This window comes from Chromobacterium rhizoryzae, from assembly GCF_020544465.1.
Classification (GTDB): Bacteria; Pseudomonadota; Gammaproteobacteria; order Burkholderiales; family Chromobacteriaceae; genus Chromobacterium.
Genome location: NZ_CP066126.1, coordinates 4657962 through 4679446, shown reverse-complemented (window position 1 = coordinate 4679446; position 21485 = coordinate 4657962). Strand labels below are relative to the sequence as shown.

21 protein-coding genes are annotated in these 21485 nt (G+C 66.4%); 14 read left to right on the top strand and 7 right to left on the bottom strand.

All coding sequences use genetic code 11. The features are described 5' to 3' along the window. Nucleotides 1-66 precede the first annotated feature (66 nt). The gene (paaN, locus tag JC616_RS21385; RefSeq protein WP_227105328.1) at nt 67-1734 is read right to left on the bottom strand and encodes a phenylacetic acid degradation protein PaaN; all 1668 of its coding nucleotides are present in this window, start codon (nt 1732-1734) and stop codon (nt 67-69) included. 199 nt (nt 1735-1933) lie between these two features. On the opposite strand from paaN, the gene paaG reads away from it, so the two are divergent. The 13 genes from paaG (at nt 1934) to JC616_RS21320 (ending at nt 13611) form a co-directional block, all read left to right on the top strand. Then, complete coding sequence (gene paaG / locus JC616_RS21380; RefSeq protein WP_107800776.1) at nt 1934-2731, top strand: 2-(1,2-epoxy-1,2-dihydrophenyl)acetyl-CoA isomerase PaaG; 798 nt, start codon at nt 1934-1936, stop codon at nt 2729-2731. Between the two features lie 2 nt (nt 2732-2733). Then, complete coding sequence (locus tag JC616_RS21375; RefSeq protein WP_227105327.1) at nt 2734-4248, top strand: 3-hydroxyacyl-CoA dehydrogenase; 1515 nt, start codon at nt 2734-2736, stop codon at nt 4246-4248. After that, nucleotides 4241-4672, top strand: coding sequence for a hydroxyphenylacetyl-CoA thioesterase PaaI (paaI, locus tag JC616_RS21370; RefSeq protein WP_107800774.1), 432 nt, complete (start codon nt 4241-4243; stop codon nt 4670-4672). The genes JC616_RS21375 and paaI overlap by 8 nt, the downstream gene beginning before the upstream one ends. A gap of 119 nt (nt 4673-4791) precedes the next feature. After that, a complete protein-coding gene (gene paaK / locus JC616_RS21365) occupies nt 4792-6105 on the top strand; it encodes a phenylacetate--CoA ligase PaaK (protein ID WP_107800773.1) in 1314 nt (437 codons plus the stop codon). A 122-nt stretch (nt 6106-6227) separates the two neighbouring features. Continuing rightward, nucleotides 6228-7211, top strand: coding sequence for a 1,2-phenylacetyl-CoA epoxidase subunit PaaA (gene paaA / locus JC616_RS21360; protein WP_227105326.1), 984 nt, complete (start codon nt 6228-6230; stop codon nt 7209-7211). A gap of 12 nt (nt 7212-7223) precedes the next feature. Next, nucleotides 7224-7718 (top strand): hypothetical protein, encoded by a 495-nt coding sequence (locus tag JC616_RS21355; protein WP_227105325.1) that lies wholly within the window; start codon nt 7224-7226, stop codon nt 7716-7718. Nucleotides 7719-7728: 10 nt separating this feature from the next. Then, nucleotides 7729-8511, top strand: coding sequence for a 1,2-phenylacetyl-CoA epoxidase subunit PaaC (gene paaC, locus JC616_RS21350; protein ID WP_227105324.1), 783 nt, complete (start codon nt 7729-7731; stop codon nt 8509-8511). Then, nucleotides 8511-9017, top strand: a complete 507-nt coding sequence (gene paaD / locus JC616_RS21345; protein ID WP_107800771.1) for a 1,2-phenylacetyl-CoA epoxidase subunit PaaD — start codon at nt 8511-8513, stop codon at nt 9015-9017. Before paaC ends, paaD begins: the two co-directional genes overlap by 1 nt. A 32-nt stretch (nt 9018-9049) precedes the next feature. Further along, on the top strand, nt 9050-10117 hold the full coding sequence (gene paaE, locus JC616_RS21340; protein ID WP_227105323.1) for a 1,2-phenylacetyl-CoA epoxidase subunit PaaE: 1068 nt from the start codon (nt 9050-9052) through the stop codon (nt 10115-10117). Nucleotides 10118-10239: 122 nt separating this feature from the next. Next, complete coding sequence (locus tag JC616_RS21335; protein WP_107800769.1) at nt 10240-10872, top strand: TetR/AcrR family transcriptional regulator; 633 nt, start codon at nt 10240-10242, stop codon at nt 10870-10872. Next, nucleotides 10841-11614 carry an enoyl-CoA hydratase-related protein gene (locus JC616_RS21330; protein WP_227105321.1) on the top strand — a complete coding sequence of 258 codons (774 nt, stop codon included), beginning with the start codon at nt 10841-10843 and terminating at the stop codon, nt 11612-11614. The genes JC616_RS21335 and JC616_RS21330 overlap by 32 nt, the downstream gene beginning before the upstream one ends. Nucleotides 11615-11629: 15 nt before the next feature. Further along, nucleotides 11630-12838, top strand: coding sequence for a 3-oxoadipyl-CoA thiolase (gene pcaF / locus JC616_RS21325; protein ID WP_227105319.1), 1209 nt, complete (start codon nt 11630-11632; stop codon nt 12836-12838). Continuing rightward, on the top strand, nt 12838-13611 hold the full coding sequence (locus JC616_RS21320; RefSeq protein ID WP_227105317.1) for an enoyl-CoA hydratase-related protein: 774 nt from the start codon (nt 12838-12840) through the stop codon (nt 13609-13611). The genes pcaF and JC616_RS21320 overlap by 1 nt, the downstream gene beginning before the upstream one ends. An 83-nt stretch (nt 13612-13694) precedes the next feature. Here the strand turns inward: JC616_RS21320 and JC616_RS21315 are convergent, their stop codons facing one another. The 5 genes from JC616_RS21315 to arsC all read right to left on the bottom strand — a co-directional run bounded on the left by JC616_RS21315 (nt 13695) and on the right by arsC (nt 18910). Beyond that, nucleotides 13695-15227 carry a DHA2 family efflux MFS transporter permease subunit gene (locus JC616_RS21315; protein WP_107800765.1) on the bottom strand — a complete coding sequence of 511 codons (1533 nt, stop codon included), beginning with the start codon at nt 15225-15227 and terminating at the stop codon, nt 13695-13697. A gap of 12 nt (nt 15228-15239) precedes the next feature. Further along, nucleotides 15240-16400, bottom strand: coding sequence for an EmrA/EmrK family multidrug efflux transporter periplasmic adaptor subunit (locus JC616_RS21310; protein ID WP_227105315.1), 1161 nt, complete (start codon nt 16398-16400; stop codon nt 15240-15242). Between the two features lie 10 nt (nt 16401-16410). Further along, a complete protein-coding gene (locus JC616_RS21305) occupies nt 16411-17817 on the bottom strand; it encodes an efflux transporter outer membrane subunit (RefSeq protein ID WP_227105313.1) in 1407 nt (468 codons plus the stop codon). A gap of 110 nt (nt 17818-17927) precedes the next feature. Further along, on the bottom strand, nt 17928-18428 hold the full coding sequence (locus JC616_RS21300) for a MarR family transcriptional regulator (protein WP_043635397.1): 501 nt from the start codon (nt 18426-18428) through the stop codon (nt 17928-17930). 134 nt (nt 18429-18562) lie between these two features. Further along, a complete protein-coding gene (gene arsC, locus JC616_RS21295; protein WP_227105311.1) occupies nt 18563-18910 on the bottom strand; it encodes an arsenate reductase (glutaredoxin) in 348 nt (115 codons plus the stop codon). Between the two features lie 186 nt (nt 18911-19096). On the opposite strand from arsC, the gene JC616_RS21290 reads away from it, so the two are divergent. Then, nucleotides 19097-20293: a multidrug effflux MFS transporter gene (locus JC616_RS21290; RefSeq protein ID WP_107800761.1), complete on the top strand. Its 1197-nt coding sequence runs from the start codon at nt 19097-19099 to the stop codon at nt 20291-20293. On the opposite strand, the gene JC616_RS21285 is transcribed toward JC616_RS21290, so the two are convergent. Continuing rightward, complete coding sequence (locus JC616_RS21285; protein WP_227105309.1) at nt 20290-21477, bottom strand: GumC family protein; 1188 nt, start codon at nt 21475-21477, stop codon at nt 20290-20292. The genes JC616_RS21290 and JC616_RS21285 overlap by 4 nt on opposite strands. Between the last annotated feature and the right edge of the window lie 8 nt (nt 21478-21485).

The following is a 21485-nucleotide window of genomic DNA, read 5'->3' as shown; positions in this document are numbered from 1 at the left end:
TTGCCGGATCGTAAACGCGCTTTTGACGATGGCGGGTGGCGCCCCGGCCGAGACCGGGGCCGGGGCTCAGACGAAGCTGCGGGTTTGCGCCACGCGGAAGCGGTTGGCGACGAAGGCGCTGTCGGACAAGCTGGCGTTGGCCGCCGGATTGCCGCCGCTGCCGTGGAAGTCGCTGAAGGCGGCGGACTGATTGACCATCACCGCGCCGGTGAAATTGAGCGCCAGCGACACGCAGGCGTTTTCCGCCGCCTGCCGGGCCAGCGCCTGCACCTGCTGGTCCGTGCTGTAGATCGAGAAGCTCAGGGCGCCGTGGCGGCGCATGCTGTCTTCCGCCTGGCGCAGCGCGGCGGCGCTGTCCGGCGTCTGAATCAGGAAGCTGATCGGCCCGAAGTGTTCCTGCTCGTAAACGGCGCGGTCCTCCATCGTCAATTGGCGCAACAGCGGGGTGCGCACCTCGGCTTCCGGGTATTGCGGGTGGCTCAGCCTCCGGCTGTCCAGCGCCGGCCGGCCCAGCGCGCGCGCCGCCTCCAGCCTTTGGACCACGCCGGGGTTCTGAAGCGCGCCCAGCAGTTCCACCGCCTTGGCCGGCTCCGCGCACAGTGCTTCCAGCGCCGCGCACAGGCCTTCCACCGTTTGCTGGTAGGACAGCTTGCCTTCGGGCGTGTGGATGCCGTCGGCCGGGATGAAAATATTCTGCGGCGCGGTGCACATCTGGCCGCTGTACAGCGCCAGCGACAGCGCGAGGTTGCGGCACAGGCCGGGGAAATCGGCGGTGGAGTCCAGCACCACGCAGTTGACGCCGGCCTTCTCGGTGTAGACCTGAGCGTGGCGGCACTGGCTTTCCAGCCACTCGCCGTGAGCGCTGCTGCCGGTGAAGTCGATCAGCTTCACCTCCGACCGCTGCGCCAACAGGCTGGCCAGCGGCTCGCCGTGCTGGTTCGCCGCCAGCAGCACGGTATTGGGATCGAAACCGGCCTCGGCCAGCACTTCGCGGGCGATGCGCACCGTCAGGGCCAGCGGCAGCACCGCGCCGGGATGCGGCTTGACGATGACGCTGTTGCCGGTGGCCAGGCTGGCGAACAGCCCCGGATAGCCGTTCCAGGTGGGAAAGGTGCTGCAGCCTATCACCAGGCCGACGCCGCGCGGGATCACCTTCCAGCTTTTCTCCAGCACCAGCGGCTCATGTTTGCCCTGCGGCTTGCTCCAGCGGCAGTGTCCGGGAATGGCCGACATCTCGCGCCAGGCGTAGGTCACGGCCTCCAAGGCGCGGTCCTGCGCATGCGGGCCGCCGGCCTGGAAGGCCATCATGAAGGCCTGGCCGGTGGTGTGCATCACCGCGTGGGCGATCTCGAAGCTGCGGCGGTTCAGCCGCTGAATGATTTCCAGGCAGACGCCCACCCAGGCCTGCGGGCCGGCTTGCCGCCACGATTGCAGCGCCGCGGTGGAGGCGCTCAGCAAGGCGTCGGCGTCATGGCGCGGATAGCGGATGCGCAAAGCGCCGCGATAGGGAGAGCGTTCGCTGCCCACCCAGCCCTGGCCGGCTGGTAGGCCGTCCAGCTGGAAGTCTTGTTGCAATAAAGCCTCAAACGCCGCCTGGCCGTCCGCGGCGGCGGTTTCGCCATAAGTTCTGGGGCTGGGCATTTCCGGGTGCGGGGACCAGTACTGGCGCGCGTTCAAGGCCTGCAGGGCCTGGTCCAAGGTGGCTTGATGCTGCTGGAACAGAGGGTGAGACATGGACGTTCTCCTCGGGCGGAGGGATGAGAGGCCGGCCTGCGCCATGTCAGCGGCAAGCCGGGCACGGTAACAACAGTTTCAGCGCACTGTCATTGATGTGGGTCAGCTTATAATTGATTTTCCGGTCGGTCAATGATAGCGTTTGCCGAAGTGGCGGTTTGGCCAGTGAGCCAAGGCCGCGCCCAAAGGGGAGGCGAGCATGCAGGCAGCGGAAACGAGTATTGAGGTGAATCTGGAGGCCGGAGTGGCGACCGTGACGCTGAATCGGCCGCAAAGGCTGAACAGCTTCAACCCCGCCATGCACCAGGCCTTGGCGGCGGCCTTGGACCGCCTGCGCGACGACGCCGAGGTCCGGGCGCTGGTGCTGACCGGCGCCGGCCGCGCCTTCTGCGCCGGCCAGGATCTGAGCGACCGAGCGCCGGAGCCGGGGCAGCCGCCGGCGGATCTGGGCTTGTCCATCGAGGCTTACTACGCGCCGCTGGTGCGGCGGCTGCGCGATATGCCCAAGCCGGTGATCGCCGCGGTCAACGGCGTAGCGGCCGGGGCCGGAGCGAATATCGCCCTGGCTTGCGATCTGGTGATCGCCGCCCGCTCGGCGAGTTTCATCCAGGCCTTCAGCAAGATCGGTCTACTGCCGGACGCCGGCGGCAGCTACTGGCTGCCGCGTTTGCTGGGCCAGGCGCGGGCGATGGGGCTGGCGCTGCTGGCCGAGCCCTTGCCGGCCGAGCGTGCCGAGCAATGGGGCTTGATCTGGCGCTGCGTAGACGACGAGGATTTTCCCGCCGCGGTGCGGCAGCTTGCCGAGCAACTGGCCAGCGGGCCGACGCTGGCCTACGCGCGGATCAAGCAGGCGCTGCAGGCGGCCGAGGGCAACAGCCTGGAGCGGCAACTGCAATTGGAGCGCGACACGCAGCGGGAGCTGGGCTTCAGCGCCGATTACCGCGAAGGCGTGGCGGCTTTTCTGGGCAAGCGGCCGCCGCGCTTTGGAGGACGATGACCATGAAACCGGACAAGGAACAGCGCGTGGCGGTGATAGGCGCCGGCGCGATGGGGCGCGGCATCGCCGCGGTGGCCGCTGCGGCGGGGCATGAGGTCTATCTCTACGATCAGGACGCGGCCGCGGCGGCGGCGGCGCCGGATGCGATCGCCGCGGACTGGGCCGGCCTGGTCCGGCGCGGCAAATGGAGCCAGTCGCAACTGGACGCCGCGCGCCGCCGGCTGCGGCCGGCCTCCTGTCTGGAGGAGCTGGCCGACGCCGCCTTGGCGATAGAGGCCATCGTCGAACGTCTGGACGCCAAGCAGGCGCTGCTGCGTCAGTTGGACGCCCTGTTGCCGGCCGCCGCCATCCTGGCCAGCAACACCTCCTCTCTGTCCATCACCGCGCTGGCGGCGGGTCTGCGTCATCCCGAGCGGGTGATCGGTCTGCATTTCTTCAATCCGGCCACGCGGATGAAGCTGGTGGAAGTGGTGAGCGGGCTGGAGACCGCGCCGGCTTTGTCGGAGCGTCTGTGCCAGTGGATGCGCGCTTGGGGCAAGACGCCGGCGCCGGCCGCGTCCACTCCCGGCTTTATCGTCAACCGGGTGGCGCGGCCTTTCTACGCCGAGGCCTTGCGGCTGCTGCAAGAAGGCGCTTGCGCGCCATCCACATTGGACGCCTTGCTGCGCGAAGCCGGCGGCTTCGCGATGGGGCCCTTGGAGTTGATGGACCTGATCGGCCATGACGTGAATTTCGCGGTGACGCAGTCGGTGTATCAGGCGATGCAGCAGGACCCGCGTTTCCGGCCGTCGCCGCTGCAGCAGGAGTTGGTCACGGCCGGCCGCCTGGGCCGCAAGAGCGGTCGCGGCTTTTACGATTACGGCCAGGCCTTGCCGGCGCCGGACACCGCGCCGCCGCAAGCGGCGCCCGCGGCGCTGCGCGTGCATGGCGGCTTGGGCGCGGCCGAACCCTTGCTGGCGCGCTTGCGGGCCGGCGGCGTGCGTGTGGAGCGCGAGCCGGGACCGGAGCAGGGCTGGCTGAGTTGGGATGATTTGCGGCTGGCCCTGTCCGACGGCCGCAGCGCCACCCGCCGCGCCGCGGACAGCGGCCACGCCGGCTGGGCGGTGTTCGATCTGGCTCTGGATTACGCCGGCGCGCCGCGGCTGGCGCTGGCCGTGGCGGACCAGGCCGCGCCGGAGGCGGCGGTGCGGGCGGAGGGCGTGTTGCAGGCGGCAGGCCTGCTGGTGTCGCGGATGGACGACGCCGCCGGCATGGCGGTGCTGCGCACCGTGGCGATGCTGGCCAACGAGGCGGCCGACGCGGTGGGGCAGGGCGTGGCCGCGGCGGACAGCGTGGATCAGGCGATGTGCCTGGGCGCCGCCTATCCCCGCGGTCCGCTGGCCTGGGCCGATAAGCTCGGCACGGACTATCTGGCGCAGACATTGGACGCTTTGCACGCGCACTACGGCGACGATCGTTATCGCGTCTCGCCGCTGCTGCGGCGGCTGGCCTTGTCCGGAGGACGCTTCCATGACTGAGACAGAAGCCGCTCGGCAACTTGCCGAGAACAGCGCGCTGGCGATGCTGAGCCAGGATCGGGCGTCGGCCAGCCTGGGCATGGAGCTGCTGGACGTGGCGCCGGGCCGGGCCCGGCTACGCATGCGCGTACGCGACGACATGCTCAACGGCTTCCAGCTATGTCACGGCGGCCTGCTGTGCGCGCTGGCGGACACCGCTTTCGCCGTCGCCTGCAATAGCTGGGGGCCGAGGACGGTCGGCGCGGCCGTCAGCGTGGAGTATCTGCTGCCGGCCCGCGGCGGGGACTGTCTGCTGGCGGAGGCCGAGTGCCTGCATCAGGGGGCTCGGCAAGGTCTTTACGATGTGCGGATCAGCAATCAGCGCGGCGAAACCCTGGCCCTGTTGCGCGGCCGCTCGCACCGGAGCGGAGAGCGGGCCGAGTAAAAGGCCGCATGCTGTTTTTTGTTTCTCAACGCCCGTCCAAGGAGCGCAAGCCCGCCGTCTTGTCCAGCCAGCAGCAATTGGCCGCAGAGCCAGCCCCGAACCCACACAGGAGAAGCACCATGCCCGTCACCCGCCCTATGTCCAGCGAGCTGGACGCGATGGAAACCGCCAGCCGCGACGAACTGTCCGCCTTGCAGCTGCAGCGTCTGCAATGGACGCTGCAACACACTTACGACAATGTCGCGCCCTTTCGCGCCAAGTGCGAGCAAGCCGACGTCCATCCCCGGCAATTGCGGCGGCTGGAGGATCTGAGCCGCTTCCCGTTCACCAGCAAGGCGGATTTGCGCGACAACTACCCGTTTGGCCTGTTCGCGGTGCCGCGAGACCAGGTGTCGCGCATCCACGCCAGCAGCGGCACCACCGGCCAGCCCACGGTGGTGGGATACACCCGCAACGATATCGAGGCCTGGGCCACGGTGGTGGCGCGCTCCATCCGCGCCGCCGGCGGCCGGCGCGGCAGCATGGTGCACATCGCTTACGGTTACGGCCTGTTCACCGGCGGACTGGGCGCGCACTACGGCGCGGAACGCCTGGGGTGCACCGTGGTGCCGATGTCCGGCGGTCAGACCGAGCGCCAGGTGCAGCTGATCCAGGATTTCCGCCCGGACATCATCATGGTCACGCCGTCCTATATGTTGAACATCCTCGATGAAATGGAGCGCCGGGGCATGGATGCGGCGGCCTGCTCCTTGCAGGTGGGCATCTTCGGCGCCGAGCCGTGGACCGGGCAGATGCGGCAGGAGATCGAGCGCCGAGCCGGCATAGACGCGGTGGACATTTACGGCCTGTCCGAGGTGATGGGGCCGGGCGTGGCCAGCGAGTGCGTGGAAAGCAAGGACGGCCCGGTGATCTGGGAGGATTTCTTCTACCCGGAAATCATCGATCCGCACAGCGGCGAAGTGCTGCCGGACGGGGAGGAGGGCGAATTGGTGCTGACCTCGCTGACCAAGGAAGCGATGCCGGTGATCCGCTACCGCACCCGCGACCTGACCCGGCTGCTGCCGCCCAGCAGCCGTTCGATGCGGCGCATCGGCAAGATCGTCGGCCGGTCCGACGATATGCTGATCATCCGCGGCGTCAATGTGTTTCCCACCCAGATCGAGGAAGTGATTCTGCGGCAAACGGGGCTGGCGCCGCATTTCTATCTGGAGGTCGACAAGGACGGTCACCTGGACAGCCTGGCGGTCTTCGTCGAGCGCGAGCCCAGCGGGCCGGCGCGCGACGACGCCAAACAGCTGGCGGCGCGGCAGTTGCAGCACAGCATCAAGAGCCATGTCGGCGTGACGACCACAGTGCAGGTGGTGGAGCCGATGACCATAGAACGCTCGGTGGGCAAGGCGCGGCGGGTGGTGGACAAGCGGCCGCGCGACTAGGCGACGAGGGGCAGGTTGCGTTAATGCTTGTATTTTAATTGAACGACCGGTAAATTAATTAATATGCTGTTTCAGCGCGCCGGACATCCGCTTCCGGCGATGCTCACCTAGGAGGATGCGCCATGTACACCCAAGCTCTGGATCAGCCGGACATCGCCGCGGCGGCGGCCGAGCCGTCGCTTCAGCAGCAGGCCTTCGACGCCAAGCTGCAGGCGGAGGACAAGATAGAAGCGCGCGACTGGATGCCGCTCGCCTACCGCAAAACCTTGTTGCGGCAGATCTCCCAGCATGCGCATTCCGAAGTGGTGGGCATGCTGCCGGAAGGCAACTGGATCGGCCGCGCGCCCACGCTCAAGCGCAAGGCCATTCTGCTGGCCAAGGTGCAGGACGAGGGCGGGCACGGCCTTTATCTGTACGCGGCGGCGGAAACCCTGGGCAGCCCGCGCGACGAAATGGTGGCGACCTTGCTATCCGGCCGCGCCAAGTACTCCAGCATCTTCAATTACCCCACTTTGTCCTGGGCCGACATCGGCACCATAGGCTGGCTGGTGGACGGCGCGGCGATCATGAACCAGATTCCGCTGTGCCGCTGTTCCTACGGCCCGTACGCCCGCGCCATGGTGCGCATCTGCAAGGAAGAAAGCTTTCACCAGCGCCAGGGCTACGATCTGCTGCTGACGATGATGGGCGGCAGCGCGGAGCAGCGGGCCATGGTGCAGGAGTCGGTGAACCGCTGGTGGTGGCCGGTGCTGATGATGTTCGGCCCGCCGGACCGGGATTCGGTGCACAGCGCCAGCAGCATGCAATGGGGCATCAAGCGCATTTCCAACGACGATTTGCGGCAGAAATTCGTCGACGCCATCGTGCCCCAGGCCGAAGTGCTGGGCATCACGCTGCCGGACCCGGCGCTGGTCTGGAACGAGGCGCGCGGTCATTACGACTTCGGCGAGCCGGATTGGACGGAGTTCAAGCGGGTGCTGGCGGGCGACGGCCCCTGCAACCGCGAACGCATGGCCGCGCGCGTCCGCGCGCATGAAGAGGGGGCCTGGGTGCGCGCCGCGGCCCGAGCCTATGCCGACAAACAGGCGGCGCGTGCCGCCGCCTGATCAGGAGCCATCATGTCCGAGCCTAACGCCTGGCCGCGTTTCGAGGTTTTTGTCCTTGGCCGCAACGCCTTGCAATACAAGCACTCCAGCAGCCTGCATGCCGCCGATGCGCGCCATGCGCTGCTGCTGGCCAGAGACATCTATTTCCGCCGCCAAGAGGGCATCAGCCTGTGGGTGGCGCCCAGCGCCCGCCTAAGCGAGAACGGCGAGCCGCCGTCTGCGACAGCGGCCGAGGCGCCGCAACAGTACGAAGTGTTTTTGCAGCTCAAGCCGGGCCTGGATCATCTGCACGTCGCCAGCCTGCTGGCAGCGTCGGCATCGCAGGCCTTGGAGCGGGCGGAGCGGGCCTTCGGCGAGTTCCCGCCCGGCGCGGTCTGGGCGCTGCCCAGCGCGGCGCTGAGCTGCAGCGAGCCGGACGAACGCGAGATGCTGTTCGAACCGATGGCCAGCAAGACTTATCGCTTGCCCACCTTCTTCCAGTTGCCGGAAGCCGTGAACCATATGTGAGGAGTGCGCGATGTCTGTGCAGATAGCTGTGCAAACGCAGCCGCCGGCGACGGCGGACCTGATCGAATACGCGCTGCGGCTGGGCGACAACACCTTGTTGTTGGGCCAGCGCCTGGGTGAATGGTGCGGCCACGCGCCGGAGTTGGAAGACGATATCGCGCTGAGCAATATCGCGCTGGATCTGATAGGCCAGTCGCGCTTGCTGCTGAGCCTGGCAGGCGAATGGGAGGGACGGGGCCGGGACGAGGACGCGCTGGCCTATCTGCGCGACGCGCCGGCGTTCCGCAACCTGACCTTGCTGGAGCTGCCCAACGGCGACTTCGGCCAGACCGTGTTGCGCATCGCCCTGTTCAGCGCCTACCAAGTGGCTGTGTGGCGGGCCTTGCGCGGCGGCGGCGAAGCGCGGCTGGCGGCGATCGCCGGCAAGGCGCTGGCGGAAAGCCGCTACCACCTGCGCTACGCGGCGGAATGGGTGGTGCGGCTGGGCGACGGCACCGACGAATCGCGGCGGCGCATGCAGCGGGCGCTGACGCATTGGTGGCCGTATCTGGCCGAGATGTTCGACGACGACGCGCTGGAGCGGCGCCTGGACGGCGTCGCGCCGCAAGCGGCTCTTCTGCGGAAGGAATGGGAGGCGCTGATGCTGCCGGTGCTGGCAGAGGCCACGCTGCGGCCCCCGGCGGACACCGAATATCGCTCCGGCGGCAAGCGCGGCGAACACAGCGAATCCTTGGGCCATGTGCTGGCGGAGATGCAGTTCCTGCAGCGCGCCTATCCCGGAGGGCGCTGGTGATGCGCGCCGCGCGGCTGAGCGTGGCGCAAGCCTGGCGGGTGCTGGACCAGGTGCCGGACCCCGAGGTGCCGGCGGTGTCGCTGTGCGATCTGGGCATCGTGCGCAAAGTGGCGCGGGTGGGGGAGGATCTGGAGGTGACGCTGACCCCCACTTATTCCGGCTGCCCGGCGACCGAGGCCATCGCCGCCTCGGTGCGGCAGGCCTTGGGTCAGGCGGGCGAAGAGCGGGTGGTGTTGCGCACCCAGCTGAGTCCGGCCTGGAGCAGCGACTGGATCAGCGCCGACGGCCGCGAAAAGCTGCGCCGTTACGGCATTGCGCCGCCGGCCTGCGCAAGGGCGGCCGAGGACGACTGGCAGCCGCTGCGCTTCCAAACGGCGGCGCCGGCCTGCCCGCAATGCGGCTCCGTCCGCAGCCGGCGGCTGAGCCAGTTCGGCTCCACCGCCTGCAAGGCGCTCTACCGCTGCGAGGCCTGTCTGGAGCCATTCGAGTATTTCAAGCCGATCTGAGTCCACTGAGGGACCGGAGTAAGGAGACCGGGATGAGACTAGCTTTCCATCGCCTGCGCGTCGTCGAACGTCGCCAGGAAACCGACGACGCCATTTCGCTGACCTTGGAGCCGCCGGCGGAGTTTAAGGAGCGCTTCCGCTTCACCCAGGGCCAGCACCTGGTGTTTCGCGAACATATCGACGGCGTGGAGCAGCGGCGCACTTATTCGCTGTGCTGCGGCGCGGACGAAGGCATTTTACGGGTGGCGGTGAAGCGGGTGGAGGGCGGCGTATTCTCCAGCCACGTTCATCGGCATTGGCAGCTTGGGCAGGAGGTGGAAGCGATGCCGCCGGAGGGGCGCTTTTTCACGCCGCTGGCGGCGGAGCAGCGCAAGCATTATCTGGGCATCGTCGCCGGCAGCGGCATCACCCCCTTGCTGTCCACCTTGAAAACCACCTTGCGGCGAGAGCCGCACAGCCGTTTCACCTTGCTGTACGGCAATCGGCGGCGCGGCGGCATTCTGTTCGCCGATGAGCTGGCGGCGCTGAAGTCGCGCTATCCGGCGCGCCTGGCGGTGTATCACTTCCTCAGCCGCGAAGCGCAGCAGCCGGAGCTGTTTCACGGCCGTCTCGACGGCGAACGGCTGCACAGGGCGCTGGCCGCGCTGCTGCCGGACGGCGCGGTGGACGAAGCCTTCGTTTGCGGCCCCAACGATATGATTGATCAGGCCTGCGCCTGCCTGGAGCGCGTGGGGCTGGCCGCCGGACGCATCCATTACGAACGTTTCGGCGTACCGGGGCGCGGCGCGGCCAAACCGGCAGCGGCGGCCGAGGACAATCCGGCGGCCAGCGTCACCCTCATCATCGACGGACAGCAGCGCCAACTGGAACTGAGCGCCGGCGAGCGCATCCTGGAAGCGGCCACCGTGGCCGGGGTCGACCTACCTTACTCTTGCCAAGGTGGGGTATGCTGCACCTGCCGAGCCAAGGTGCTGTCCGGCCGCGTGTCCATGGACAAGAATTTCGCCCTGGAAGCGGCCGAGGTGGAACAAGGCTTCGTGCTCGCCTGTCAGGCGCGTCCACGGACCCAGCAAGTGGTGCTCAGTTTTGATGAGCGTTGACGGTTGCTTGTCTAGAACCGCTGGCAAGCCCCGGTTTGACCGGGGTCTGCCTGGCGGCTCGTAGTCATCGGGGAGGTTCGCTGGTGCCGCGTCTGGTCTTTTCATTCAACCGATATGCGGATATGGCCAGAACAAAATCTCCCAATTACGAGGCGCAGCAACAAAACATACTGGAGAACGCTGCCCGCCTGTTTGCCGAGCAGAGTTTTCCCAGTGCTTCGATAGCCCAACTGGCTGAGCTGTGCGGCATGTCCAAGCCGCTGCTGTATCACTACTACCGCGACAAATCGCATCTGCTGTTCGACATCGCCGACACCTATGTGGATAGGTTGGTGGGCATCGTCGATGAGGCGGCGCGGCAAGCGCTGCCGGCGGACGCGCATCTGCGGCTGCTGATCGAGCGCTTCATGGAGGAGTACGCGTTCTCGCGCCATTACCACATGGTCTTGGTGCAGGACGTCAAATTCCTGGGCGAGGCGGACCGGCTGAAGGTGAAGGCCAAGCAGGCCGGCGTGGTGTCCGCCTTTGCCGAACTGATCGCCCGCTTGCGGCCGGAGCTGCCGGCGACGGAGGTCAAACCGGTGACGATGACCTTGTTCGGCATGATGAACTGGACCTTCACCTGGTTCCGCGCGGACGGCGCGGTGGACCGGCAGGGCATGGCGCGGATAGTCAGCCAGTTGTTTCTTCACGGGGTGTACGGATGTGGAGAGGGAACTGACCATGAGCGAGCATCTGAGGGAGCGCCGCGCTGAGCGGATCTGCCACCTGGAAATTCACCGGCCGGCGCAGCTCAATGCGCTGAGCCCCGAGCTGATGCGGGAGCTGGAGTCCGCGCTGGACGCGGCGGACGGCGATCCCGACATCAGCGTCATTCTGCTGTCCGGCACCGAGCAGGCCTTCGCCGCCGGCGCCGACATCGGCCGCATGGCCGAATGGGATTATCAGCAAGTCTTTCTCGACGATTACGTAAGCCGGCACTGGGAGCGCGCGCGCGGCGTGCGCAAGCCGCTGATCGCCGCGGTGCGCGGCCTGGCGATAGGCGGCGGCTGCGAGCTGGCGATGATGTGCGACGTGATCATTGCCGGCGAGTCCGCCCGCTTCGGCCAGCCGGAAGTCAAGCTGGGCACCCTGCCCGGCATGGGCGGTACCCAGCGGCTGCCGCGCGCCATCGGCAAGGCCAAGGCGATGGAATGGTGCTTGAGCGGCCAGCTCTATAGCGCCGACGAAGCCGAGCGCGCCGGCCTGGTGTCGCGGGTGGTGGCGGACGTCGACGTGCTGGCGACGGCGCAGGCGCTGGCCGCGCGGATGGCGGGCTACTCGCTGCCGGCGCTGATGCTGATCAAGGAGTCCTTGAACCGCGCTTTCGAATCCAGCCTGGCCGAAGGCCTGCTGTTCGAACGGCGCGCCTTTCACGCCAGTTTCTCGCTGGCCGACCAGAAGGAAGGCATGCAGGCCTTTCTCGACAAGCGGCCGCCGCAGTTCCAACACCGTTGATCCAGGAGGTTTCCCATGCCCCATGCCTATATCTGTGACGGCATTCGCACCCCGTTCGGCCGTTACGGCGGCGCGCTTTCCGGCGTGCGCGCCGACGATCTGGCGGCGCTGCCGCTCGCCGCGCTGATGCGGCGCCATCCGCTGGACTGGTCCTGCCTGGACGAGGTGATTCTGGGCTGCGCCAATCAGGCCGGCGAGGACAACCGCAATGTGGCACGGATGGCGGCCTTGCTGGCCGGCCTGCCGCAGTCCGCGCCGGCGATCACGGTCAACCGCCTGTGCGCGTCCGGACTGGACGCGGTGGGTCTGGCCGCGCGGGCGATCGCCGCAGGCGAAGCCGAACTGGTGCTGGCCGGCGGCGTGGAGAGCATGTCGCGCGCGCCCTTCGTGCTGGGCAAGGCCGAGAGCCCGTTCGCGCGCAATGCGCGGATAGAGGACAGCACCATAGGCTGGCGCTTCGTCAACCCGGCGTTTCAGCGTCAGTTCGGCATCGACTCCATGCCGGAAACCGCGGAAAACGTCGCGCGCCAGTTCAAGATTTCCCGCGCCGATCAGGACGCCTTCGCGCTGCGCAGCCAGCAGCGTTACGCCGCGGCGCGCGAGCGCGGTTTCTTCGACGCGGAGATCCTGGCCTTGGAGCTGCCGCAGCGCAAGGGCGAGCCGCTGCGGGTGATCCGGGACGAGCACCCGCGGCCGGCCACCACGCTGGCGGAGCTGGCGCGGCTCAAGGGCGTGGTGGCGGACGGCTCGGTCACCGCCGGCAACGCCTCCGGCGTCAACGACGGCGCGGCGGCGCTGCTGCTGGCCAGCGGCGCCGGGCTCAAGCGCCACGGCCTGCGTCCGCGGGCGCGGATTCTGGGCATGTGCTCGGTGGGGCTGGAGCCGCGCATCATGGGCATGGGGCCGGCGCCGGCGGCGGAAAAGCTGTTGCGGCGGCTGGGCCTGAGCGTGGCGGATATGGACGTGATCGAGCTGAACGAGGCATTCGCCTCGCAATCGCTGGCGGTGCTGCGCCAACTGGGCTTGGCCGACGACGACGCCCGGGTCAACCCCAACGGCGGCGCGATCGCGCTGGGCCATCCCCTGGGAGCTTCCGGCGCCAGGCTGGCGCTGACCGCGCTGCGTCAGCTGGAGGCCAGCGGAGATAGGCTGGCGCTGTGCGCGATGTGCGTCGGTGTCGGCCAGGGCGTGGCCCTGGTGCTGGAGCGGGTGGAGGAGGCGTGATGGACGAACTGATCTTGCTGGATTATCCGGCCGACGGCGTGGCGCGGCTGCGTTTGAACCGCCCGCAGGCGCTCAATGCCTTGAATACGGCGCTGCGGCGGGAGTTGGCGCGGCGTTTCCAGGAGCTGGCCGCCGCGGCCGACGTCAGGGCGATTCTGCTGTGCGGCGACCATCGCGCTTTCGCCGCCGGCGCGGACCTGACCGAGCTGGCAGACTGCGGCAGCATAGAACTGATGCAGCGCCAACTGCACAAGCTATGGCAGGCGATTGCCGACTGTCCCAAGCCGGTGATCGCGGCGGTGGCCGGCTATGCCTTGGGCGGCGGCTGCGAGCTGGCGATGCACGCCGACATCGTCGTCGCCGCCGAATCCGCCCAGTTCGGTCAGCCGGAAGTCAAGGTGGGGGTGATGCCGGGCGCCGGCGGCACCCAGCGGCTGCTGCGGGCGGTGGGCAAGTTCCGCGCGATGAAGCTGCTGTTGACCGGCGAGCGCATCGGCGCGGCGGAGGCGCTGGCGATGGGCCTGGTCAGCGAGGTGACGGCGGACGAGGCGCTGGAAACGCGCGCGCTGGAGCTGGCGGCGCAGATCGCCGCGCTGCCGCCGCTGGCGGTGGAGCAGATCAAGGAAGTGGTGCTGGCCGGCGCCGACGCGCCGTTGGCGACGGCGCTGATGCTGGAGCGCAAGGCGTATCAGCTCTTGTTCGCGTCGCGGGATCAGAAGGAGGGCATGCGGGCTTTCCTGGACAAGCGCGCGGCGGTGTTTCGGGGAGAATAGAAAAACCGGGCGACGATACCATCGCCGCCCGGTCCACTGGACTTGTTTAGACCCTGTTTACGATGCGGATCGTAAGCAGGTTCTCAATGCGCGCCGCTGTCGCCGCCAGCAGCGGTGAACGGCGGCTTGGCGAACCACACCAGGCCGATCAGCAGCACGAACAGCACGCCGGACAGCCAGAAAATCTCATTGGCCGCCATGATGTAGCCCTGCTTGGTGATTTGCAGCGAGGTCAGCGCCGCCTGCTGTCCGGAGGACAGGCCAGCCATGTCCAGCAGCCGGAACCAGGCGTTGGACGCCTGATCGTAGAGGCTGACATGCTCGGTCAGGCGCGCGTGGTGCATCGCCTCGCGACGGTCCCACATCGTGGTGGTGATCGAGGTGCCGATGCTGCCGGCCAGAATCCGCAGGAAGTTGGACAGGCTGGACGCGCTGGCGATCTGGCTGGGATGCAGGCCGGACAGGGTGATCGTGGTCAGCGGCATGAAGAAGCAGGCCACGCCTATGCCCTGCACCACCTGCGGCCACACCACGTAGGCGAAGTCCATCTGCGGGTTGAAGGTGCTGCGCCAGAAGAAGCAGATCGCGTACACGCTGAAGCTCACCGTCACCACCCAGCGCATGTCCAGCCGCTGCGCGTACTTGCCGATGATGGGCGACAGCACCACCGGGATCAGCCCGATGGGGGCTGCGGCCAGGCCGGCCCAGGTGGCGGTGTAGCCCATCTGGGTCTGCAGCATCAGGGGCAGCAGCACCACGGTGCCGAAGTAGAGCATGAAGCCCAGGCTGATGGCGACGGTGCCGACGGTGAAGTTGCGCTGCTTGAACAGGCTCAGATCGACGATGGGATGTTTCTCGCCCAGCTCCCAGATCACCAGATAGACCAGCGCCAGCACCGCGATCACCGCCAGGGTGACCACCTCGGTGGAGTTGAACCAGTCCAGCTCTTTGCCGCGGTCCAGCACCATTTGCAGCGCGCCGACGCCGATCACCAACAAGGCGAGGCCGATGCGGTCGATAGGCAGATCGACGGTTTCGGTTTCACGCGGCTTGAGGATGCGCCAGGAAATGAAGGCCGCCGCCAGTCCCACCGGCACGTTGATGAAGAAGATCCAGCCCCAGTGCCAGTTGTCGCTGATCACGCCGCCCAGAATCGGGCCGAACACCGGCGCGACGATCACCGTCATCGCCCATAGCGCCAGCGCCATGCCTTTCTTCTCCGGCGGGTAGCAGGACAAGAGCAGGCTCTGCGACAGCGGAATCATCGGGCCGGCCACCGCGCCTTGCAGCACGCGGAAGAAAATCAGCATTTCCAGGCTGCTGGACATGCCGCACAGCCAGGAGGTGAGCACGAAGAGCAGGGTGGAGGCGGTGAACAGCTTCACTTCGCCCAGGCGCTTGGCCAGCCAGCCGGTCAGCGGCACCGCGATGGCGTTGGCCACCCCGAAGGAGGTGATCACCCAGGTGCCCTGGCTGGTGGCCGCGCCGAGGTTGCCCGAGATGGTGGGCAAGGCCACGTTGGCGATGGTAGTGTCCAGCACTTGCATGAACACCGACATCGACAGCGCCAGCGTGATCCAGACCAGCTTGGAGCCGGTCAGTGGTGGATGATTCATGGTCCGGACCCCTTATTCGGCCTTGCCTTCACCCGCGTTGGCCGCCAGCAGCGTCCGCACCAGTTCGTCGGCCTGTTTCAGGTCCGGCAGCTGGCCGGAGACGTCCTGGTGGGCGACGAAGGGCTGGGCTTCGGCCACGGCCTTGCCGTCCGTGCTGGAGGTGTCCACCACGGCGTCCATGGACAGGCCGACGCGCAGCGGGTGCGATTGCAGGTCTTTCGGGTCCAGCTGGATGCGCACCGGCACACGTTGAACCACCTTGATCCAGTTGCCGGTGGCGTTCTGCGCCGGCAGCAGCGAGAAGGCGCTGCCGGTGCCGGCGGACAGGCCCACCACTTTGCCGTGGTAGACGATCTTGCCGCCGTAGAGATCGGACTTCAGTTCCACCGGCTGGCCGATGCGGATCTTGGCCAGCTGGCCTTCCTTGAAGTTGGCGTCCACCCACAGGTTTTGCAGCGGGATCACCGACATCAGCGGGGTGCCGGCGGCCAGGCGCTGGCCAACCTGCACATTGCGGCGGGCGACGGCGCCGTCCAGCGGGGCCTTGATCTCGGTGCGCTGCAGCGCGAGCCAGGCTTCCTTCAGCCGGCTGGCGGCGGCTTTGACCGCAGGCTGCTGCGCCAGCGCGTCCTTGCCCAGCAGCGCGGCGCTGGCTTTTTGCTGTTCGCGCGCGGCGTCCAGCGCTGCCTTGGCGGCGGCGGCGGCGTCGTTGGCGTGGCCCAGTTCTTCCGCCGACAGCGCGTCGGTGCCGGCCAACTGTTTGCGGCGTTTCAGGTCGGCGTCGGCGCGGGCCAGCTCGGTTTCGCGCAGGGTGACCTGGGCCGCCAGCTGCTGGGTGTTGCTCATCAATTGGCGGGTCTGACGCACGGCTTGGGCGAACTCATTGCGGGCGCGGTCGAAGTTCAGCTGCGCGTCGTTCTTGTCCAGGCTGACCAGCAATTGGCCGGCCTTGACGTGCTGGGTGTCGTCCACCAGCACCTTGGCGACGGTGCCGCCCACTTCCGGGGTGACTTGCACCAGGTGGCCGCTGACATAGGCGTCGTCGGTGCTTTCCTGATGGCTGAGCACCAGCGCCCAGTAGGCGCCGTAGCCGATGGCGATGGCGGCGAACAGGGTGGTGGCGACGATCAGATTGCGTTTGCGCCCTTGCGCGGTTTTGGTTTTCTTGTCCATGGATGCGTTCTCAGTGGGTGGCGGGCGCAGCGTTGAAGCCGCCGCCCAATGCGGTGTTCAGGGAGACCCAAGCCAGTTTGCGGCCGGCTTCGGCGTCGATGCGCGCTGACTGTTGCGCCAGCGCGCTGTCCTGGGCGTCCAGCAGGTTCAGCTTGTTGATGATGCCGGCCTTGAAGCGGGCGGCGGCGGAGTCGGCGGCGCGGCCGCTGCTGTCCTGCGCCTGGCGCGCCTGTTCCAGTTGCTTGCCGCTTTGCTGCCAGCCGCTGACGGCGTCGGCGGCGTCGCGCATCGCGTCCAACACGGTCTGGTTGTAGCTGTGCACAGCCAGGTCGTAGCCGGCCTTTTGCTTGCCCAGATTGGCCTGGATCGCGCCGGAGTGGAAAATGGGCAGGCTGATCGCCGGCATGAAGCCCCAGAAGGTGGAGTTGCCGTTCATCAGCTTGTTCAGTTCCAGCGAGGTTTGGCCGGCGAAGGCGGTCAGCTTGATATTGGGGTAGAACTCGGCGCGCGCGGCTTTGACCGCGCCGGCCATGGCTTCCACCCGCGCGCGTTGGGCGGCGATGTCAGGGCGTTTGCCCAGCAGTTCCGCGTGCAGGCTGTCCGCGTCCAGCGGCGGCAGCGCCGCGCTCTTGGCGGCTTGCAGCGCGTTCAAGGCGTCCGGTCCCTGGCCGGTCAGCGCCGCCAGCGCGTGGCGGGCGCGGTCGCTGTCCTGGGCCAAGGCGCTTTGCTGTTGGCGCAGACGGTGCAGCGAGACTTCGTTGCCCCGCTGGTTGTCGCCCGGCAGCAGGCCGGCGTTGATGCGGGCCTGGGTCAGCGTTTGACGGCTCTCCGCCAGCTGGATGCGCTTGGCCAGCACCGCGCTTTGCGCCTGCAGCCGCTGCAACTGGGTGTATTGGGCGATGACGGCCTGAGTCAGCGTCAGCCGGGTCTGAGCGCCTTCGAAGGCGATGGCTTGCTGTTGGCCGACGGCTTCGTCGATCTGGCCGCGGTGCTTGCCCCAGAAGTCGAACTCCCAGCTGCCCATCAGCATGGCGGTGTAGGCGTTGACGTAGTCGCGCGAGATCGGCGCCGGAAACTCGTAATTCAGCTGGGTCATATTGGCGCTGAAATCGAGTTTGGGGCCGCTATTGCCTTCGACGATGCCGACGGCGGCGCGCGCCTGGCGCAGCCGGGCTTCGGCCAGCTTCAAGGACGGCGCTTCTTGCAGGGCGCGCGCCACCAACTGGTTCAGCGTCGCGTCGTTCAGCTGGGTCCACCAGTCGCTGGCGATCTGCCCGCCTTGGCCGTCGCTCAGCCGCAATTGCCCGGCATCGAGCTGCGTGGCCGGCGCGCTGTCCGGGCCGAAGCTCGCGCAGCCGCCCAACAGGGCGCTGAGCAGCAGGGCGCTGACGCCGTGCTGCCATTGAGTCTTTTTCACCTTGTGGGACTCCCCGTGTTCACTTGCTGTATTAGCAATTGATGAAGTGATTGATGATGTGATAGTCACGCAAGTTATTATAAGGACGAAAAAAAGCCGGTTCCCCAGCTTCAGCCGCCCAGGCTGCAGAGCAGTTTGCGCAATAAGCGTTCGAACTCCTGCTTTTCCGCGGCGTCGAAATCCGACCACAGCTCCCGGTGACATTCGCGGGAGACGGGCAGCAGCGATTCGACGAGTTGCACGCCCCCCGGCGTCAACTCCAGCAGGATCTTGCGTCGGTCTTCCGCGCTGGGCGAGCGGGCCGCCCAGCCGTTTTTGACCAGTTCGTCGGCGATGCGCGTGGCGTTGGTGCGCGATGAATCCAGCGTATCGCTGATTTCAGACGGGTAGAGCGCCTGTTGCGGACAGGCGTACAGCGCCAGCAGGGCCATCCACACCGTCTCGTTGAGGCCGTGATGCTTCAGCTTGTCGCACAGGTGGGCGGACAGCCGCGGCAGGATGTGGTACAGCAAGCGCGCCAGAATGACTTCCTGGCGCGGCACGCCGGGAAAACGCGCTTCGATCCGATTGACGGCCTGCTCAAGCGTTTGAAATGACTTGGTTGGATTCATAGCCGTTATTTTAGTAACGGAAGTTACTATTCCGCAAGTGATAATTTTGAAGGCAATGGGCTGGGCAGGGGCGGCCGCATGCAAAAACGCCCAAGGCCAAAGCCCTGGGCGCTGATGGGCGATGCCGGCTAAGGCTAGCCCAGCAGCTGCAGCACCCGCTCCGGCGGACGTCCCACCACGGCGCGATCGCCGCAAACGGCGATAGGGCGTTCAATCAACTTGGGATTGTCTATCATGGCGGTAATCAGGTGTCTGGGTTCCAGCGTGATGTCGTCCAGATAGAGTTCTGCGTACTCCTCCTCTTTCTGGCGGATCAGATCGCGCGGCTCCATATTCAGCAGCGTCAACAGGCGCTCCAGCTCTTCATAGCTGGGCGGGTGCTTCAAATACTCGACGATTTCGATTTCCGCGCCGGCGTTCTCCAGCAGGCTCAGCGCCTCCCTGGATTTGGAACAGCGCGGGTTGTGGTACAGGCGAATCATGCTGGTCTCTCCTTGTTATGGCCGGCGTGGAGTGGATTGATCGTGGCACGAAATTGAAGCCGGCGCCAGCGGCGCGCGCCTGAGCGCAGCGATATCCGGCTATGACGTTTTATTTACATCAGTCCGGTTTGGCAAGTTCCGGCCCAACCGTTACCATGCATTGACTCTCATTGTTATTTATCCGCCATGCATCCCACCACACGCAGCCACTTCGGGCTGGCAATCCTGTTGGCGGCCCTGTCCACGCTGGGGCCGTTTTCGATCGACACCTTCTTGCCGGCGATGAGCGCGATCGGGCAAAGCCTGGCGGTCTCGCCCTTGCAGATGCAGCAGGCGTTGACGGTATATCTATTGTCTTACGCGGTGATGATGTTGTGGCACGGCTCCATCTCGGACGCGGTGGGCCGCCGTCCGGTGGTGCTGGTCACCACCTTGCTGTTCAGCCTGGCGTCGATAGGCTGCGCGTTGTCGGACAGCCTGGGGCAATTGCTGTTGTTCCGCGCGCTGCAGGGCTTTTGCGGCGGCGCCGGCCTGGTGGTGGGGCGGGCCATCATCCGCGACAAGCTGGACGGCGCCGACGCTCAGCGGCTGATGTCGCAGGTGACCATGTTGTTCTCGCTGTCGCCGGCGATTGCGCCGGTGGTGGGCGGCTGGCTGTTCGGCGCCTTCGGCTGGCATTCCATCTTCGTCTTCATGGCGCTGATCGGCCTGGCGCTGTTCCTGATGAGCTGGTTCGCCTTGCCGGAAACCCATCACGAGTCCGCGCGCCAGCCCTTGAAGGTTAAATACCTGTTGGCCAATTACTGGCAGGTGGGACGCAAGCGCGAGTTCCAGTTGCTGACCGCGGCGGTGTCCTTTAATTTCGCCGGCTTCTTCCTTTACATACCGTCGGCGCCGGTGTTTCTGATGCAGCATCTGCACCTGGGGCCGGAACAGTTTCTATGGATGTTCGGCCCGGCCGTGTCCGGCATCATGCTGGGCGCCTATCTGTCCGGCAAGATGGCCGGACGGGTGGCGCAGAAGGACATCGTGTCGCGCGGCTACGCGGTGATGTTCGTCGCCGCCGGCTGGAATCTGCTGTACAACCTGCTGGCGCCGGAGGCCGCGATGCCGTGGGCGGTATTGCCGTTGGCGCTGTACACCACCGGCATGTCGATCGCCGCGCCGTCCATCACCCTAAACCTGATGGACCAGTTTCCATCGCTGCGCGGCACCGCTTCCTCGCTGCAGGGCTTCTTCCAGACCATGATGTCTAGCGTGGTGGCCGGCCTGATCGCGCCGCTGGTCTGGTCCAGCCCGCTGAGCCTGGCGGCCAGCATGATGGTGATGCTGGTCCTGGGCTTCGTGTTCCGGATGGGGTATAGGCGGCGGGTGACGCGCTAGCGCTCTTTCAGCGCCCAGTTCAATTCATGCAAGCGGCCGGACTGTTGCGCGATCTGGAAACGTTCGCGCAGTAGGGCCAGCGCGATGCCGAGCACCAAGCCGCTGAGTAGCCCCGCGGCGGTGATCAAAGAGCGGATGGGTTTGCTCTTGAGTTCGGGTATTGCCGCGCTGTCCAGTATCTGGATTTGGGACGAATCCTTGGCTTCGTCGATTCTGGCCAGTTCATATTGTTTGGCCAGCAGCTCGAAAATCGTCTCCTGGTACTTTACCTCGCGCAGCCGTCTCAGGTATTCCAAGCCGGATTGCGGCATTTTGCCAGTGGGCACCATGACGTCGCCGGCGATTGCAGCGCCGTTTTCCAGTTTGGCCAATTGCGTTTTCAAACCGGCCAGTTCTTGCCGGCTGCGTTGATAGAGCGGGTTCTGTTCGGTGGCGTAGCTGCGCAGGGACTCTAATTGCACTTCCTTGGCGGCAATGCTGGCTTTCAGTTGGGTAACGGTGTTCATAATGGCCTGAACCTGGCCATCCGGCTGAATCATGCCGGTGCGCTCCTGGGTCTGGCGCAGCGCGGTTTCCGCGGCGGTCAATTGCTCCTTAGTCTGCTTTAGCTGGGTCTCGAAAAACAGCCGGCGTTTGGCTGCGTCGGTGACCGCTAGGGATTGATTGAGCCGGATCAATTGGGTGATATAGCCGTTGGCCAGAGCAGCGGCGAATTGGGGGTCCTTGTCTTCCACGTTGATGCTGATCAAGCCGTCCTTGCCGCTGTTGAAGGTGCTGGCGCTTTGCAATGCCTTTCTGGTTTCGTCCATCGTTTCCGTGGCGTAGCGCTGTTTCAATTTGAACTGTTGAATTAAATTGTCCGCTACCGTGCGGCTTTGCAACAGGCCGATATAGAGTTCGCCCGGGTTTTTCAGGCCGGCAATGCCACCGGCCGCGCCGGCCAGTCCACCCAGTTGGCCCAGCAGCAAATTCATGCTCGAACTTTGTTGCTGGGGCGGCAGGATCTTGGCTGTGGAGGTATATAGCGGCGGCAGCGTCAGGCTCAGGATCAAGGCGCCGCTGCCCAGTGCGATAACGCTGCCGATGATCCAGCGCCGGTGTTTCAGCAAGGTTTTTAATATGGTGAAGAGGTCGATGTCATCCGCCGTGGCGAGCTGAATTTCTGTCTTGTCATGGGTGGACATGTCTGAAT